Annotated in this window: 18 protein-coding genes; 5 read left to right on the forward strand and 13 right to left on the reverse strand. The window is 67.2% G+C overall.

Annotated elements, in window-relative coordinates:
* Positions 1-24 precede the first annotated feature (24 nt).
* From yidC to rpmH, 4 genes are read right to left on the reverse strand one after another with little or no spacing between them, the layout of a single operon-like run.
* The gene (gene yidC, locus CHB73_RS11655) at positions 25-1,629 is read right to left on the reverse strand and encodes a membrane protein insertase YidC (protein WP_089274766.1); all 1,605 of its coding nucleotides are present in this window, start codon (positions 1,627-1,629) and stop codon (positions 25-27) included.
* A gap of 3 nt (positions 1,630-1,632) precedes the next feature.
* Entirely contained in the window at positions 1,633-1,884 is a 252-nt protein-coding gene (yidD, locus tag CHB73_RS11660) for a membrane protein insertion efficiency factor YidD (RefSeq protein WP_218819404.1), read from the reverse strand.
* A gap of 26 nt (positions 1,885-1,910) precedes the next feature.
* A complete protein-coding gene (rnpA, locus tag CHB73_RS11665) occupies positions 1,911-2,306 on the reverse strand; it encodes a ribonuclease P protein component (RefSeq protein WP_089274892.1) in 396 nt (131 codons plus the stop codon).
* Positions 2,294-2,431, reverse strand: a complete 138-nt coding sequence (gene rpmH / locus CHB73_RS11670) for a 50S ribosomal protein L34 (protein ID WP_089274891.1) — start codon at positions 2,429-2,431, stop codon at positions 2,294-2,296. The genes rnpA and rpmH overlap by 13 nt, the downstream gene beginning before the upstream one ends.
* 149 nt (positions 2,432-2,580) lie before the next feature.
* Here rpmH and CHB73_RS11675 point away from each other — a divergent pair, with 149 nt between their 5' ends.
* Positions 2,581-3,339 (forward strand): UPF0280 family protein, encoded by a 759-nt coding sequence (locus CHB73_RS11675; RefSeq protein ID WP_089274768.1) that lies wholly within the window; start codon positions 2,581-2,583, stop codon positions 3,337-3,339.
* Here CHB73_RS11675 and CHB73_RS11680 read toward each other — a convergent pair.
* The 9 genes from CHB73_RS11680 to CHB73_RS11720 form a co-directional block, all read right to left on the reverse strand.
* Complete coding sequence (locus tag CHB73_RS11680; RefSeq protein WP_089274769.1) at positions 3,336-4,265, reverse strand: Lcl C-terminal domain-containing protein; 930 nt, start codon at positions 4,263-4,265, stop codon at positions 3,336-3,338. The genes CHB73_RS11675 and CHB73_RS11680 overlap by 4 nt on opposite strands.
* 12 nt (positions 4,266-4,277) lie before the next feature.
* Entirely contained in the window at positions 4,278-4,742 is a 465-nt protein-coding gene (locus CHB73_RS11685; protein WP_089274770.1) for a tetratricopeptide repeat protein, read from the reverse strand.
* Positions 4,742-5,356: a C39 family peptidase gene (locus CHB73_RS11690; protein ID WP_089274771.1), complete on the reverse strand. Its 615-nt coding sequence runs from the start codon at positions 5,354-5,356 to the stop codon at positions 4,742-4,744. Before CHB73_RS11690 ends, CHB73_RS11685 begins: the two co-directional genes overlap by 1 nt.
* Positions 5,357-5,362: 6 nt before the next feature.
* Positions 5,363-5,761, reverse strand: coding sequence for a PA2779 family protein (locus CHB73_RS11695; protein ID WP_218819413.1), 399 nt, complete (start codon positions 5,759-5,761; stop codon positions 5,363-5,365).
* 144 nt (positions 5,762-5,905) lie between these two features.
* Positions 5,906-6,961, reverse strand: coding sequence for a threonine aldolase family protein (locus tag CHB73_RS11700; RefSeq protein WP_089274772.1), 1,056 nt, complete (start codon positions 6,959-6,961; stop codon positions 5,906-5,908).
* Between the two features lie 8 nt (positions 6,962-6,969).
* Positions 6,970-8,376: a glutamate--tRNA ligase gene (gene gltX, locus CHB73_RS11705; protein ID WP_089274773.1), complete on the reverse strand. Its 1,407-nt coding sequence runs from the start codon at positions 8,374-8,376 to the stop codon at positions 6,970-6,972.
* 3 nt (positions 8,377-8,379) lie between these two features.
* Positions 8,380-8,607, reverse strand: a complete 228-nt coding sequence (locus tag CHB73_RS11710; protein WP_089274774.1) for a NifU family protein — start codon at positions 8,605-8,607, stop codon at positions 8,380-8,382.
* Positions 8,608-8,768: 161 nt separating this feature from the next.
* A complete protein-coding gene (gene asnB / locus CHB73_RS11715) occupies positions 8,769-10,664 on the reverse strand; it encodes an asparagine synthase (glutamine-hydrolyzing) (protein WP_089274775.1) in 1,896 nt (631 codons plus the stop codon).
* Between the two features lie 3 nt (positions 10,665-10,667).
* Positions 10,668-11,618 carry a UDP-glucuronic acid decarboxylase family protein gene (locus CHB73_RS11720; RefSeq protein WP_089274776.1) on the reverse strand — a complete coding sequence of 317 codons (951 nt, stop codon included), beginning with the start codon at positions 11,616-11,618 and terminating at the stop codon, positions 10,668-10,670.
* Between the two features lie 489 nt (positions 11,619-12,107).
* On the opposite strand from CHB73_RS11720, the gene CHB73_RS11725 reads away from it, so the two are divergent.
* The 4 genes from CHB73_RS11725 to CHB73_RS11740 are packed head-to-tail and all read left to right on the forward strand — an operon-like array spanning position 12,108 to position 14,727.
* Positions 12,108-12,485: an NADH-quinone oxidoreductase subunit A gene (locus CHB73_RS11725; protein ID WP_089274777.1), complete on the forward strand. Its 378-nt coding sequence runs from the start codon at positions 12,108-12,110 to the stop codon at positions 12,483-12,485.
* Positions 12,464-13,009: an NADH-quinone oxidoreductase subunit B gene (locus tag CHB73_RS11730; RefSeq protein ID WP_089274778.1), complete on the forward strand. Its 546-nt coding sequence runs from the start codon at positions 12,464-12,466 to the stop codon at positions 13,007-13,009. Before CHB73_RS11725 ends, CHB73_RS11730 begins: the two co-directional genes overlap by 22 nt.
* Positions 13,010-13,540: an NADH-quinone oxidoreductase subunit C gene (locus CHB73_RS11735; RefSeq protein ID WP_089274779.1), complete on the forward strand. Its 531-nt coding sequence runs from the start codon at positions 13,010-13,012 to the stop codon at positions 13,538-13,540. It abuts the gene before it with no gap.
* 20 nt (positions 13,541-13,560) lie between these two features.
* Positions 13,561-14,727, forward strand: coding sequence for an NADH-quinone oxidoreductase subunit D (locus CHB73_RS11740; protein WP_089274780.1), 1,167 nt, complete (start codon positions 13,561-13,563; stop codon positions 14,725-14,727).
* Positions 14,728-14,731: the final 4 nt, after the last annotated feature.

The raw sequence follows: 14,731 nt of genomic DNA on the forward strand, positions 1-14,731 counted from the left end.
AGTGTTACGCCACCGGCGCGTCCCCTAGGCCTTGCTGCGCATCATCCACCACTGCTGGGCGATGGAGAGGACGTTGTTCACCAGCCAGTAGACCACGAGCCCGGACGGGAAGTTCAGGAACAGGAAGGTGAACACCACAGGCATGAGCAGCATGATCTTGGCCTGCATGGGGTCCCCTCCGGTGGGGGTCATCTTCTGCTGAATGAACATGGTGGCCCCCATGATCAGGGGGGTGACATAATAGGGGTCCTTGGCCGAAAGGTCGGCGAGCCACACGAGATCAGTGAAGGGCACGTGGGTGATGAACGCCGCGTGACGGAGCTCGATGCTGCCGAGCAGGGCCTTGTACAGGCCGAAGAAGACGGGAATCTGCACGATCATCGGCAGGCAGCCGCCGGCCGGGTTCACCTTGTAGGTCTTGTAGAGCGCCATGATTTCCTGGTTCATGCGCTCCTTGTCGTCGGCGTGCTTCTCGCGCAGCTTCTGGATCATGGGCTGGATCCGCTTCATCTGCTCCATGCTCTTGTAGCTTTTCTGCGAAAGGGGCCAGAAGATGAGCTTGATGAGCACGGTCAAGAGGATGATGGCCACGCCGTAGTTGTGCACGTAGGCGTAGAACCAGTTCAGCAGCTTCAACAGCGGCACGGCGATGATGTGGAACCAGCCGAAGTCGATGGCTTCCTCAAGCTTGTTGGGCATGGTGGACAGGATGCCGCGGTCCGCCGGGCCGACATAGTAGGAGCAGCCCACGGTCTTGGACTGTCCGGGCTCGAAGGTGGCGGCGTTGCTCACAGCCAGGTTGAACACGTCGTCCTTGAGGCGGCCGAAGGCGAGGGAGCCTTCCGCCTTGGGCAGGGCGGCGAAGAGGAAGTAGTTGCTCTCGATGGCGGCCCAGTTCACGGGGTCCTTGGAAGCCGCGCCCGTCTCCTTCAGGTCGCCGTGGTCGGTGTGCTCTTCGAAGCCGCTTTTGACCTTGCCGAAGGCGATGCGGGTGACGTTGTAGCTGTCGCCCTTGGGCGCAAGCCCAGCGGAGGCGACGCCGAAGGCCACCCGGCCGGACACCGGGGCCTGTCCGGGGTTGGTGATGGTGGTCTCCTCGGTCACAAGGTAGGAATCGGCGCTCAAGGTGAGGCGCCGAACGATCTTGAGCCCGGCGGCCTCGCCGCTGAAGACCAGCGTCTGCTTGGCATTGCCCGAAAGCTCCACGTCGCCGCCCTCATAGGTCCAGCCGGGGGCGTTCCAGGTGTGCACCTCGCCGCCCTCGGGCAGGATCATGAGGCCCAGCGCGGCCTTGTTGCGCGCGGCCTGACCCACAATGTCGATGTTGGCGGAGCCGGGCTCCACGGTCTCGCGGTACTTGGCCAGCACAAAGCTTTCCAGCACGCCGCCCTGGGTGTTGAAGCGGGCGGTGAAGAGCGGGGTCTTGACCATGACCGGGCGGCCCTGAGCCAGGGCGGTGGTGGCGTCGGCGGCAGCGGTGGGGGCGTTTTGCGTCGGCTGCTCCAGCTTGGATTCGGGCTGGGCGGCCACGGGCGGGGTCTGGGGTGCGTCGGGCGGGAAAAGGTAGCTCCAGCCGAAAAGGATCACAAGGGAGAGGGCCAGGGCCGCGATGAGGCGTTTGGTATCCATGTGTCAGCTCGCGTGGGTGTCTGGGATGTTGGGGGTAAAACCGACGGGCACGGGGTCGTGTCCGCCCCGGCACAGGGGCTGGCAGCGCAGTAGGCGCCACAAGGTCAAGAGCCCGCCCTTGAACGCGCCGTGCAGGATCACGGCCTGCCGGGCATACTGCGAGCAGGAGGGCTCAAAGCGGCAGGAGCCCGCGAAGAGGGGGGACAAAAGTCTCTGGTAGAGCCAGATGAACGCCAGCAGGACGGACTGCGCCATGGTGCGCTCCGCCCCGCGCGTGCCTCTCAGCATGGAGACCTCGCGTCGGTCATCCCGTCTCCGGCCTCGCGGGCGAGCCGCTCCAGGACGGGAAGGAATTCCTGTTCCGCCAGGGCCATGTCCATGCGCTTCGGGTCCAGGTTCCGCTTGGGAACAACGACGATGTCGAGGGGCCGGACGATCATGGCCTGGCGCAGCCTGAAGAATTCGCGCAACACGCGGCGCACGCGGTTGCGCACCACCGCCCGCCCGACCTTGCGGCTTACCGTAAGGCCAAGCCGCAAGCCTTCCCCCGCCGCGTCGCGCTCAAGCACGAAGAGCACGAAATGGCGGGTGAAGTGCTTGCGGCCCTGGTCGTAACAGGCGCCGAAGCGTCTGCTGTCCGGCAGGCGGTGGCTCTTGGGCCAGCCTAGAGGGCTAATCTCTTGCGCCCCTTCTGGCGGCGGCGGCGGATGACGGCCTGGCCGTTCTTGGTGCGGGAGCGGACGAGGAAGCCGAGGGTGCGCTTCCTTCTGATCTTGCTGGGCTGGTAGGTACGCTTGCTCATATGTGTTCTCCTGAGAGGATGGTATCGTCTCCGTCGGTGCGGAACCAAGCCCTATAGGGGCAAATCGCGCGCGCGTCAAGCGCGGGCCGCAGGGGGCGGCGGCGGGCGCGCCCTTTGCGACGGAGCCATCCTGTGCTATCGTGTTCCGCATGTCGAGGCAAGCATTCCTTTCCGCGCACAGGGCCTATCGCGAGTCTGTCCTGGCCCAGCCGGGGGAGCGGCGCTTCCAGGTGGTGCTGGAGCAGACCGATCTCATGGTCACCGCCGAGACCGACCTGAGCGGCCCCATGCTGGACATGGCGCGCGTGCTGCGCGGCGAGCTCAAAAACTACATGCTCACCCATCCCGGCTTCCGCGAAAGTCTCGTGCCTTTTCCCGTGCAGGACGACGCCCCGGAGATCGTGCGCGAGATGGCCCGCGCCTCCGCCCTGGCGAACGTGGGCCCCATGGCCGCCGTGGCCGGGACCATCGCCCAGCTGCTGGCCGAGCGTTTTGCGCCATTGAGTCCGAACCTCATTGTGGAGAACGGGGGCGACATCTTCATGCGCTCCACCCGGAAGCGCACCGTTGCCCTGCTGGGCGACCCGCAGTCCGGCGCGCGGCTGGGCCTGGCTCTATCCCCGCGCGATTTTCCCGTAAGCCTGTGCGCCTCCTCGGCCACCATCGGGCATTCCTTGAGCCTGGGCAAGGGCGAGCTGGTGGTGGTGCGCTCCAGAAGCGCCGCCCTGGCCGATGCCGCGGCCACGGCCCTGGCCAACCTCATCGATACGGCGGACGACCTGGACCTGCTGCTGGCCCGCGCCCGCAAAATGGGTTCCCTCGGCGTGGAGGGCGTGTTCGCCCAGGCCGGGGGCAGGCTGGGGGTGTGGGGCAAGATGGAGCTGGTGGCCCTGGACGGCGAGGGTTAGGGCAGGTCCCAGGCGCGCCAGCGGCCTCCGCCAAACGACTCGCGTTCCGGGCCGCGCACCGGCCAGGCCGGGAATTCGCGGCCAGCCGTGAACCCCACGCCGATCGCGCCTTTGCGCGCGTACAGCACAAAGGCCCAGGCCGGGTCGAAGCCGCTTGCCGTGGCCGACCAGAAGCCTTCGGCCTCCACGCGCCCCAGGGCGGCAAGGGCGTCGGGAAGCGCCGGATCGGCCCGGTCCGCATGGACCAGGGACTCCAGCTCGCGGATGCCCGGCAGACGCCAGCCCGGCCCGACCGACGCGGCCAGGGCCCGCGCGTCCTCCCAGTCCAAGGGCCGGGGATCGAGACGTTCCGGGTGCAGCCAGCAAAGCCCGGTCAGGGCGTCCAGCACCTCTCCGCCGCGCACGCTGAAGCGCGGCTCGGGCCAGGGCGCGCCCAGGCGCAGCTCCCCGTCCTGCCCGGTCCCGGCACATGCGGTCTGCGCTCCGGCCGCATCGAAGCAGCTCGTTTGGCCGGTGCGCGGCAAGAGCCCGCCCATCCCCCGCACGGGCCAGAGCAGCCGGTGCTCGTCCTTGCGGCTGAAGAACAGCCTCGCGCCCTCCAGGTGCATGTTCCAGGCGTAGGCCTCGTTCCCGGCCTTGGTTGTGGAGGTCCAGCACCAGCCCAGGAACACGTCCTGGAAAGGGTGCCCGGCGGGCAGGGCGGGTTGTCGCGCGCCGTGGTCCGCAAGGGAGCGCAGCTCCGCCCGGTTGGGCATACGCCAGTCGGAGAAGCCGAGGAAGGAGGAGCGGTTGAGGTCGGCCACGGCGGCCAGGGCCTCGGTCCAGGGCAGGGGGAAGCCCAAGGGGTTGGCCGAGCGGCTCCACACGAGGCCTGTGGCGGCGTCGCGGACGAAGCCGCGAGGGTCGGGGTTGAAGCGGCTGGGCATGTGCGCCTTGGGCTATTGCGGCGCGGCGCGCGCGGCGCGGATGGCGTCCAGCGTGTCGCGGTAGGCCTTGCGCGCGGCCTCGGAGGGCGCTGCGGCCACGGCGGCCTCGGCCAGCGCCTGGGCCTCTTCAAGCGCGCGGCCGCGCTTGAGCAGCACCCAGGCCAGGTTGTTGCGCACCTCCGGGTTGCCGGGCAGCCGCTCCAGGGCCGCGCGGTATTCGGCCTCGGCCTCGGGCAGCTTGCCCCGCGCATAGAAGACGTTGCCCAGGTAGAGGCGGGCCAGGGGCTCGCGGTGCATGGCCTTGCCGTATTCGGCGGCTGCGGCGTCCAGGTCGCCCTTGGCCTCGTAGGCCATGCCCAGGCGCAGGTGTTCGTCCGCCGAAAGCGGGTCGTCATGCACGGTGATGCGCGGCAGGGAGCAGCCCGCCGCCAGCAGGGCGAGCCCAAGAACAAGCGCGCCAAGTATTCCGCCCCGCATCACATCCCCTCCTTGGCCGCGCCTTGGCCCGGCGTCACCAGCAGCATCCAGCGTGCCGCGCCCTCCCAAACGGAAAGGAACGCGCCCCAGGACAGGCGCACGCCCTGCCTGCGGCCGGAATTGGCGATGACTCCCTCGGCGTCGTAGCCCGTGACCACCATGAAGTGCGGCACGCGGATGCCGCCCAGACCCTCGTCCACCATGACCAGCGGCGGGATGCCCGCGTTGACCGCCTTGGCGATGTCTTCCGCCGCGCCCTTGGAAAAGCGCGCCGAATGCCCGCGCCCGCGCGCGTACAGCACCAGGTCCAGGCTCAGGCTGCCGCGCAGGTCCGCGCGGTACACGGCGCGGGAGATTTCCTGCGGAGTGGCCGGGTCGCCCAGGTGGTTGAGCACCATGGCCAGGGAGGCCGGACCGCATTGATGGTCTTCCTGGGCGTGGAAGGGCACGCCGGGCACCTGCCCCCGGCCCGGAGGCGGCGCAAAGCCCGCGGGCGGCCTGGCGCAGGCCGAAAGCGCCACGGCGGCCAGCAGAAGCGCGGCCAGCGCCGCCGGAAACGCGAGGGCCGCCCACAAGGGCGGCCCGGCGGCCCGTGTCGGGCGGTTGTGCTCCATTTGGGGCTACCGGATGGTGACCGTCTTGTCGCTGAGCTTCAGGATGACCACCACCAGCAGCACGATGACCAGAAGCCCGATGACGAAGCCCACGCCGTCGCCGCCGGCGTCCAAGGAGTCGAGCTGGGTGGCCAGGCTGTGCAGGTCGGAGTCGGAGACGGCGGAAAGCTTGGCGGAGATTTCCTCGTCGGTGTAGCCCAGGGCCGCGAGCTTGCCTTTGATGGCCTTGTGCTCAAGGGCCTTCTGCACGATGTCCATGTCCTGGGCGCGCAGTTCGCTGGCCATGCTCATGGCCGTGGGCACAAGGGCCGCCTCGGCCTTGGGCGCGAAGGAGATGAGGCTCATGACGGCGATGAGCACGAAGGCCGTGTGGCGCATGAATGTCGTGTGAAGAATGGACTGCATGGGGCCTCCCGGTGTGTTTTTTGGGATGAAGAACGGCGGCGGCGCCTCCTGTGGCGCACCTCCGGCCGACGCAAGGGCTTCATACTCGTACAGGAACAAAGGTGTCAATGCGGCAGCGGCAAACCGCATGTGTCCGTCTATGCTTCATGCGCTGCGCGGTTCTTCTTCCTCTTTGGCGCTTGCCCGCACGGCCAGGGCGAACTCGCGCACCTCGTCCTCCGTGGTGGCGAAGCTGGTCATGAAGCGGACCACGCTTTGCGCTTGGTCCCAGACATAGAAGGCGAAGCGCTCCCGGAGCCGCGCGATGGCGCGCGGGGCCAGGGCCGCGAACACGGCGTTGGTCTGCACGGGCTGGACGATGCGCACCCCCGGCCCAGAGGCGAGGCATTCCGCCAGCAGGCGGGCCATGGCGTTGGCGCGGGCGGCGTTCTCAAGCCAGAGGCCGTCCTCCAGCAGGGCCAGGAACTGCGCGGCGATGAACCGCATTTTGGAGCAGAGCTGCATCCCCTGCTTGCGGATGAAGGGGAAGTCCGCCGCAGGTTCCGGCCGGAAGAACACCACGGCCTCGCCGAACATGAGGCCGTTTTTCGTGCCCCCGAAGCTGAGCGCGTCCACGCCCGCATCAACGGTGATGTCGGGCAGGGAACAGTCCAGCGCGGCCGCCGCGTTGCCAAGGCGAGAGCCGTCCATGTGCAGCAGCATTGCGTTGTCATGGGCGAACCCGGCCAGGGCGCGCACCTCGTCCGGGGTGTACACGGTGCCCAGTTCCGTGGCCTGGGTGATGGACACGCAGCGGGGCTGGTTGTGGTGCTCGTTGCCCAGGTGCAGCAGATAGGGTTCAAGCAGGGCCGGGGTCAGCTTGCCGTCCGGCGTGTCCACAGGCAGCAGTTTGCAGCCCAGGTGCCGTTCCGGCGCGCCGCATTCGTCCACATTGATGTGCGCGCTGGCCGCGCAGAGCACGGCGTGGTGCGGCCGGGTCATGGCCTGCAGCGCCAGCACGTTGGCCGCCGTGCCCAGGAACACGAAGAAGGCCTCAGCCTCGGGGCCGAGAAGCTCCTTGAAGCGGGCGCGGGCGGCTTTGGTGAGCGGGTCGTCGCCGTAGGCCCCGGCCGGGCCGCTGTTGGCCTCGGCCAGGGCCCGCATGACCCGTGGATGCACGCCGGCGTAGTTGTCGCTGGCGAAGCAGGGAGCGTCGCGCATCTGGTGCGCTACAGCGCCAGGGCCCGTTTGATGCGCGCCAGGCTTTCGGGCTTGCCCAGGGCGCACATGGTCTCGAACAGGCCGGGGCTGGCGGTCTTGCCGGTGAGGGCCACGCGCAGGGGCTGGGCCACCGCCTTGAACTTCAGGCCGCGCTCGTCCAGAAACGCCTGGGTCGCGGCTTCCAGCGCCTTGTGGTCGCCATAGTCGGCCGGGGCCTCATAGATGGGCAGCAGCGCGGCGAGCAGTTCGCGGGCCTCGGGCTTCAGGTGGTCGGCCACGGCCTTGTCGTCGTAGGGCAGGCTGGCGGCGTCCACCAGGAACAGGCGGGCCATGTCGGCCATTTCCGCAAGGGTCTTGGCGCGGGGCTGCAAGAGCGGGATCACGGCCTCAAGGTACGCGGTGTCGAGCCTGAGCCCTGCCGTGTCCTCGTAGAATTCCGGCAGCAGGGCGGCCAGGCGCGCGGGCGCGGCCTCCTTGATGTAGTGGGCGTTCAGCCACTCCAGCTTCTTCATGTCGAAGACCGAGGGCGAGTTGCCCAGGTTGCCGGTGCCGAAGAGCCGCACCAGCTCCTCGCGGCTGAAGATCTCCTGATCGCCGTGGCTCCAGCCGAGCCGCGCCAGGTAGTTCACCAGGGCCTCGGGCAGGTAGCCCATCTTCTTGTATTCCATGACGGAAAGCGCGCCGTGGCGCTTGGAGAGCTTGGCCTTGTCCGGCCCCAGGATCATGGGCACGTGGCCGAACTGGGGCACGTCCCAGCCAAAGGACTGGTACAGCAGGATTTGCCGGGGGGTGTTGGCCACGTGGTCGTCGCCGCGCAGCACATGGGTCACGCCCATCTCGTGGTCGTCCACCACAACGGCCAAGTTGTAGGTGGGCGAGCCGTCGCCGCGGCGCAGGATCATGTCGTCCATTTCGGCGTTCTGCACGGCCGTGGGGCCTTTGACCATGTCGTGGAAGGCGGTGACGCCGTCGTGGGGGGTCTTGAAGCGCACCACCCATCCCTCGCGCTGACCATCGCCCGGGGCCAGGCCCAAATCGCGGCAGCGGCCGTCGTACTTGGGCTTCTTGCCCTCGGCGCGGGCCTTCTCGCGCATGGCCTCCACCTCGTCCGGCGTGCAGCGGCACCAGTAGGCGCGGCCGGACTCCAGCAGACGGTCGATGTAGCTGTTGTAGAGGTCGAAGCGCTGGCTCTGGAACACGGCGGTTCCCTCGGCGGCCAGGTCCAGCCAAGCCATGGCCTCGATGATGGCGTCCGTGGCCTCCTGGGTGCTGCGCTCGCGGTCGGTGTCCTCCACGCGCAGGAGGAACTGGCCGCCCGTGTTCTTGGCGAGCAGCCAGCTGAAGAGCGCGGTGCGCGCGCCGCCGATGTGCAGGTAGCCCGTGGGGCTGGGGGCGAAGCGGGTGACGACGGTCATGGGCTACTCCGCCACGTTCTCGACGGCCTTGGCCTCGGGCACTTCCTTGAGCACGATGCGCTCCACGCCGCTTTTGAGGGTCATTTGCGACATGGGGCAGCCTTTGCAGCGGCCGGTGAGCCGCACCTTGACGATGCCGTTCGCGGTCACGTCCACCAGTTCAACGTCGCCGCCATCGGCCTGCAGCATGGGGCGGATCTTGGCCAGGGCGGCCTCGACTTTCTCGCGCATGGGAGTACCTCCAAAAAAGAAATGAGCCCGCGAACCGGAAGGGACTGCGGGCGTTGCACGCTGGGCGCAGAACTACGGCCTTTGGCCCCGGCTGTCAACGAAGCGGGGCGGGAGGGGCTTGGGGGGGGCTGGCCTGGACGCGGGTTTGCGGGGCGCCTCTATTACGTGCGGCTCCACAGGGCCAGCACCACCAGCCGCCAGAGCATGTTCTTGCGGTTGATGCCGCTGGCGTGCTCCCTGGCCACGGCCAGGGCGGCGTCCAGGTTCAGGTGTTCGGCCAGGGCCGGGTGGGCCTGGCCCAGGGCCTCGCGCACGAAGCCCTGCATGGGTCCGGCCATCCATTCGCGCACGGGCAGATCGAAGCCCTGCTTGCGGCGGTACAGCACATCGGGCGGTACGCGCGTTTCGGCCATCTTTTTGAGCAGGTACTTGGTCTCCTGGCCGCGCACTTTGAGGCTGACCGGGAAGCTGGCGAAGAGCTCCACCAGCCGCACGTCGAGCAAGGGCGAGCGCACCTCCAGGGCGTGGGCCATGCTGGCGATGTCCATCTTGACCAAAAGGTCGTCGGGCAGGCTGGCGCTGTTGTCGATGTACTGGATGCGCTCCACCGGGTTGCCCGCCCGCTGGAACGAGCGTTTGAGCACGGGCAAAAACCAGTCCGCATGGGCGGCGGCCACGGCCTGGGCTGTGGCCGGGGTGTACAGGCGGCGTTTGAGGGGCCGGAGGCGGCCTTCGTCGCGCAACAGGGGCTTGGCCTCGGGCCAGAGGTTGGCGGCGGCGGCCTCGCGCAGCAGGCGGGCCATGGCTCCGTCCGAGGCGGCCAGGGCGCGCAGGGCCGCATCGCCGGGAAGCGGGGCCAGGGCGCAGAGGGCGCTGGCCATGCGCGCGTGGCGGTAGGTGGGGTAGCCGCAGCAGAGTTCGTCGCCGCCATCGCCGCCAAGGGCCACGGTGATGTGCTGGCGCGCCATGCGCGAGAGCGCCAGCGCGGGCAGGGCGGAGTCGTCGGCGTAGGGCTCGCCGTAGCGTTCCACGGCCTCGGGCAGCAGGGCCATGCTCGCCGGGGGCATGACCTCGTGGTGCAGGGCGATGCCCAGATGCCGGGCCACGGCCTGGGCGTGGGGCAGTTCGTCGTACTTCTTCTCGTCGAAGCCGATGCAGAAGGCTTCCACCTTGCCGGGGCAGAGCTCGGCCAGCACCGCAGCCACAAGGCTCGAATCCACCCCGCCGGAGAGCAGCAGGCCAAGGGGCACGTCGGACTCCAGGCGCAGGCGTACGGCCTCGCGCAGCTCGGTCCAGGCCAGGTCCAGGGCCTCGGCCTCGCCCACCTGCCGCTTGGCGCGGAAATCAAGCTCCCAGTACCGGCGGATGGCGAGTCCGGGGGCGCCCTCGCGGCAGGAATAGGTGGCGCAGCAGCCCGGCGGCAGCTTGCGCAGGCCTTTCAAAATGCTTCTGGGCGCGGGCACGAAGCCCGTGCTCAGGTACAGGTCCAGGGCCTCCGGGTCCAGCGCGCCGGAGGACAGGGACGGGCAGTCCGGATGGGCGCGCAGGGCGCGTATCTCCGAGGCGAAGACCAGCCCGCCGCCGTCCGCTGTGGCCGGGCTTTGGAAATAGACCAGGGGCTTCTTGCCCAGCGGGTCGCGGGCCAGGAAGAGCTCACGGCGTGCGGCGTCCCAGATGGCGAAGGCGAACATGCCGCGCAGGCGTTCAAGGCAATCCTGGCCGTACACGCGGTACAGGGCCAGCAGCACCTCGGTGTCGCCGGTGGTGCGGAAGCGCTCGCCCTGCGCTTCCAGCTCGGCGCGAAGCGCCCGGAAGTTGTAGATCTCGCCGTTGAAGACGATGACGTTGCCGGTTTTGGGGTCGTGCATGGGCTGGCCCGCGCGCGTGTCCAGGTCCAGGATGGACAGGCGCGTGTGCCCCAGGGCGACCTCCGGCGCGGCCCAGCGGCCTGTGGCGTTCGGCCCCCGGTGGGCGATGCGCTGCAGCACCCCCTCCAGGCGCGCGGCCGCGTCCGGGGGCAGTCCGCCGGGGCGCGCGTGTCCGCAAATGCCGCACATGCGCTACAGCCCGAGCACCTTTTTGAAGTAGTCGATGGTGGGGCCGAGGCCGTCCTCCAGCAGCACCTTGGGCTCCCAGGCGAAGGCGGTCCTGGCCAGGGCGATGTCCGGCCTGCGCTGCATGGGGTCGTCCTGGGGCAGGGGCTTGTGGACGATTGTGGACGACGAGCCCAGGCGGGCCACGACCTTTTCGGCAAGCTCCAGGATGGTGAACTCCCGCGGGTTGCCCAGGTTCACCGGCCCGGTGAAGTCGTCGGGCGTGTGCTCCATCAGGCGGATGAGCCCTTCCACCAGGTCGTCCACGTAGCAGAAGGAGCGGGTCTGGTCGCCCTTGCCGTACACGGTGATGTCCTCGCCGCGCAGGGCCTGGACGATGAAGTTGGAGACCACGCGGCCATCGTCCACCGCCATGCGCGGGCCGTAGGTGTTGAAGATGCGGGCCACCTTGATGCGCAGGCGGTGCTGGCGGTGGTAGTCGAAAAAGAGCGTCTCGGCGCAGCGCTTGCCCTCGTCGTAGCAGGCGCGGGGGCCGATGGGGTTGACGTTGCCCCAGTAGCCTTCCTGCTGCGGATGCATGGCCGGGTCGCCATACACCTCGCTTGTGCTGGCTTGCAAAATCTTGGCCTTGATGCGCTTGGCCAGGCCCAGCATGTTGATGGCCCCGTGGACGCTGGTCTTGGTGGTCTGCACGGGGTCGTGCTGGTAGTGGATGGGCGAGGCCGGGCAGGCGAGGTTGTAGATCTCGTCCACCTCCACATACAGGGGGAAGGTCACGTCGTGGCGCAGCACCTCGAAACGCGGGTGCCCCAGCAGATGGCGGATGTTTTCCTTGCGGCCCGTGAAGTAGTTGTCCACGCACAGAACGTCGTTTCCCGCCTCCAGCAGGCGCTCGCACAGGTGGGAGCCCAGGAAGCCGGATCCGCCGGTGATGAGGATGCGTTTTGCGTTGGCCATGCGCTCTCCGGATTGAGGTTTTTCAGCTGGAATGAGCAATATGCCGAATCGGCCGGGCGCACAAGCGGCCGGGAGCGGAGGGATCTGCGGGAAAAGTGTTACGAATCATAAAATTGTGCTACCAAACGGGTTGAATTTGATGTAGCACCGTGTCTCGCCATGTGGGGGAGTGTGCGTCTCTGTGTCTTTCTCCGTGGAATTTTGTATATCATCTTGGTTTTATGAGTAAAATTGATTATTGCCTACGGGGGAGCAGGAATTCTCCACAGGGTCTTGATGATTGTGAAAACATGAACATGTAAAAAATATATATTTGCAAATCAGCTAGTTGCTCCGACGCGGACGGGCAAAAAAAACACGGACGAGGTGAGATTTTCCGGAACAGGGGTTGACGTCCTTCGCAAGTCGGGGCAGAGTAGGGATAATAGACCAAAAGGTTTGGCAAGGCTCATTTTTCCGGACTGTTTTCTTCCGGTAAGGGGGAGTTTTATGGTCTTTAGCTGGCTTCACTTCGCCATCATTCTGTTCCTTCTGGGCGGACTGCTGTTTGCTGGCGGTCCGCTCATTTTGTCGTACCTGGTGGCGCCGCGTGCGCGCGGAGGGGATATGGGAATGCCGTACGAGTGCGGCATGAGACCCTACGGCGGCGCCTGGACGAGCTTCGGGATCAACTACTACGTCTACGCGATGCTGTTCCTGGCCTTCGACGTGGACGTGCTTTACCTGTTCCCGGTGGCGACGGCCTACCGTTTCACCGAGGGCTGGCTGCCCTTCCTGGAAATGGTCATCTTCCTCACTGTGCTCGCGCTCGCAATCATCTACTTCTGGGCGAAAGGGGTGTTCACATGGCCGCGCAAAATCTCATAGCGCAAAAACCCGACGTCGTTGTCGCCGACCCGCTGCTGAACATCGGGCCGGGCAAGCAGATCGTGGACCTGTGCCGGTCCATGTCTTTGTGGCCCATGACCTTCGGCCTGGCCTGCTGCGCCATTGAGATGATGGCCGTGGGCATGGCCCGGTGGGACATCGCCCGTTTCGGGGCCGAGGTGTTCCGCCCTTCGCCCAGGCAGAGCGATTTGATGATCGTGGCCGGCACGGTGACCAAGAAAATGGCCCCCGCCGTGGTGCGCCTGTATGAGCAGATGCCCGCCCCGCGCTGGGTCATGGCGCTGGGCAACTGCGCCATCTCCGGCGGTCCCTTCCGCTACAAGGACCAGTACGGCATCATGGAGGGCGTGGACACGCTCATCCCTGTGGACGTGTACGTTCCCGGCTGCCCGCCCAGGCCCGAGGGCCTGCTGGAGGGGCTTTTCCTCCTGCAGGAGAAGATCACCGGCAAGCGCTTCTGGCCCAATCCCCCTGTGGACGGGCCCTTCGAGGAGGGCAAGTAGATGGAAGAGCTGCTGAAAGGCCTGGCCGTGGACTACATGGCCAAGGGAGAGTTCCGCAAGACGGGCTTGAGCTGGCAGGCCATTTTGCCCGCGGGCAGTCTGGTGCGCGCCGCCGAGCGGCTGCTGGCGGCAGGGTATTTCCTGGAGGACATCGGCGCGGTGGATTGTGCGGAAGGGTTTGTGGTGAACTATAACTTCGCCCACTGGGACACGCCGGGCAGGGCGCGGCTGCGCGTCATCGCCCCGCACGACGCGCCAAGCGTTCCCTCCATTGCGGGGGTGTACCACGGTGCGGAGTGGCACGAGCGCGAGGTCCGCGATTTTCACGGCGTGCTGTTCGAGGGCAACCCGAACTTCATTCCGCTTTTGATCGACCCGGACATGGCCGACTGCTTCCCCCTGCGCAAGGACCCGAAATCGCGCTCCAAGATGCGCGACGTTCTGGAGGCCGGGCAGGTGGTGTTCTGCGCGCCCGCCTTTTCCCTCATGACGCCCGACGCCCCGGCAGAGGGCGCCGCCGACAAGGCATAACCCAAGGACGGCGCGGAGCTATGACACAGAACGCCTTTACCGACATGGTCGCCGGAGACTTCTACACCACCAACTTCGCCAAGGACGCGAAGGACGGCTCGCTGATTCTGAACCTGGGCCCGCAGCACCCCTCCACCCACGGCGTGTTGCGCGTCATCGTGGAGCTGGACGGCGAATACGTCCTGCGCGCGGAGCCGGTGCTGGGCTATCTGCACCGGATGCACGAGAAGATGGCCGAGATCAAAACCGCGGCCCAGTACATTCCCAACATGGGCCGGGTGGACTACGGCCACGCGATCGGCTGGAACTGGGCCTTTGTGGGCGCGGTGGAGAAGCTGGCCGGCATCGAGGTTCCGGAACGCGCCGAGTACGTGCGCGTCGTCACCTGCGAATTGAACCGTCTCGCCTCGCACCTCCTGTGGTGGGGCGCATACCTGCTCGACCTGGGGGCCTTCACCCCCATCATGTACGCCTTCGACGACCGCGAAAAGATTCTGGACATCCTGCAGCGGCCCACGGGTTCGCGCCTTACCTACAGCTACTTCCGCGTTGGCGGCGTGGCCCAGGACCTGGACGACGAGGCCATACGCCTCATCCGCGAGTTCATTCCCTGGATGCGCTCGCGGCTGCCCATGTACAAGGATCTGGTCTCCGACAACATCATCCTGCGCCGCCGCATAGAGGGCGTGGGAGCCATAGAGCCCGAATGCTGCCAGCGCTACGGCGCAACGGGCCCCGTGCTGCGCGGATCGGGAGTGGGCTACGACGTGCGCCGCATCGACCCCTATTCCGTGTACCCCAAGCTGGACTTCGAGATTCCCACCTCAAATCTCAAGGACGCCCGCGGCCGCTACGATGTGCGCATCGCCGAGTTCGAACAGAGCTTGCGCATCATCGAACAGTGCCTGGACATGATGCCCGAGGGCGAGGTGCTGGTGAAGGGCGCGCCCAAGCCGAGTTGGAAGGCCCCCAAGGGCGAGTCCTACTTCGCGGTGGAAGGGGCGCGCGGCAAGATCGGCGTGCATCTTGTCTCCGATGGGGGCAAGAACCTGTACCGCTGCAAGCTGCGCGCGCCGGGCTACTGCAACTTGAGCCTTTTCGCCGAAGTCTCGAAGGGCACCATCCTGGCCGATGCCGTGGCCATCCTGGGCAGCCTCGATCTGATCATCCCGGAAATCGACAGGTAGGAGA

The sequence above is a fragment of the Humidesulfovibrio mexicanus genome (assembly GCF_900188225.1).
GTDB classification, from domain to species: domain Bacteria; phylum Desulfobacterota; class Desulfovibrionia; order Desulfovibrionales; family Desulfovibrionaceae; genus Humidesulfovibrio; species Humidesulfovibrio mexicanus.

What these genes read in the sequence shown, in the direction of transcription:
- yidC (WP_089274766.1), bottom strand. Translation starts at nt 1,629, where the DNA reads ATGGATACCAAACGCCTCATCGCGGCCCTGGCCCTCTCCCTTGTGATC.
- yidD (WP_218819404.1), bottom strand. Translation starts at nt 1,884, where the DNA reads ATGGCGCAGTCCGTCCTGCTGGCGTTCATCTGGCTCTACCAGAGACTT.
- rpmH (WP_089274891.1), bottom strand. Translation starts at nt 2,431, where the DNA reads ATGAGCAAGCGTACCTACCAGCCCAGCAAGATCAGAAGGAAGCGCACC.
- CHB73_RS11675 (WP_089274768.1), top strand. Translation starts at nt 2,581, where the DNA reads ATGTCGAGGCAAGCATTCCTTTCCGCGCACAGGGCCTATCGCGAGTCT.
- CHB73_RS11680 (WP_089274769.1), bottom strand. Translation starts at nt 4,265, where the DNA reads ATGCCCAGCCGCTTCAACCCCGACCCTCGCGGCTTCGTCCGCGACGCC.
- CHB73_RS11685 (WP_089274770.1), bottom strand. Translation starts at nt 4,742, where the DNA reads ATGCGGGGCGGAATACTTGGCGCGCTTGTTCTTGGGCTCGCCCTGCTG.
- CHB73_RS11690 (WP_089274771.1), bottom strand. Translation starts at nt 5,356, where the DNA reads ATGGAGCACAACCGCCCGACACGGGCCGCCGGGCCGCCCTTGTGGGCG.
- CHB73_RS11695 (WP_218819413.1), bottom strand. Translation starts at nt 5,761, where the DNA reads ATGCAGTCCATTCTTCACACGACATTCATGCGCCACACGGCCTTCGTG.
- CHB73_RS11700 (WP_089274772.1), bottom strand. Translation starts at nt 6,961, where the DNA reads ATGCGCGACGCTCCCTGCTTCGCCAGCGACAACTACGCCGGCGTGCAT.
- gltX (WP_089274773.1), bottom strand. Translation starts at nt 8,376, where the DNA reads ATGACCGTCGTCACCCGCTTCGCCCCCAGCCCCACGGGCTACCTGCAC.
- CHB73_RS11710 (WP_089274774.1), bottom strand. Translation starts at nt 8,607, where the DNA reads ATGCGCGAGAAAGTCGAGGCCGCCCTGGCCAAGATCCGCCCCATGCTG.
- asnB (WP_089274775.1), bottom strand. Translation starts at nt 10,664, where the DNA reads ATGTGCGGCATTTGCGGACACGCGCGCCCCGGCGGACTGCCCCCGGAC.
- CHB73_RS11720 (WP_089274776.1), bottom strand. Translation starts at nt 11,618, where the DNA reads ATGGCCAACGCAAAACGCATCCTCATCACCGGCGGATCCGGCTTCCTG.
- CHB73_RS11725 (WP_089274777.1), top strand. Translation starts at nt 12,108, where the DNA reads ATGGTCTTTAGCTGGCTTCACTTCGCCATCATTCTGTTCCTTCTGGGC.
- CHB73_RS11730 (WP_089274778.1), top strand. Translation starts at nt 12,464, where the DNA reads ATGGCCGCGCAAAATCTCATAGCGCAAAAACCCGACGTCGTTGTCGCC.
- CHB73_RS11735 (WP_089274779.1), top strand. Translation starts at nt 13,010, where the DNA reads ATGGAAGAGCTGCTGAAAGGCCTGGCCGTGGACTACATGGCCAAGGGA.
- CHB73_RS11740 (WP_089274780.1), top strand. Translation starts at nt 13,561, where the DNA reads ATGACACAGAACGCCTTTACCGACATGGTCGCCGGAGACTTCTACACC.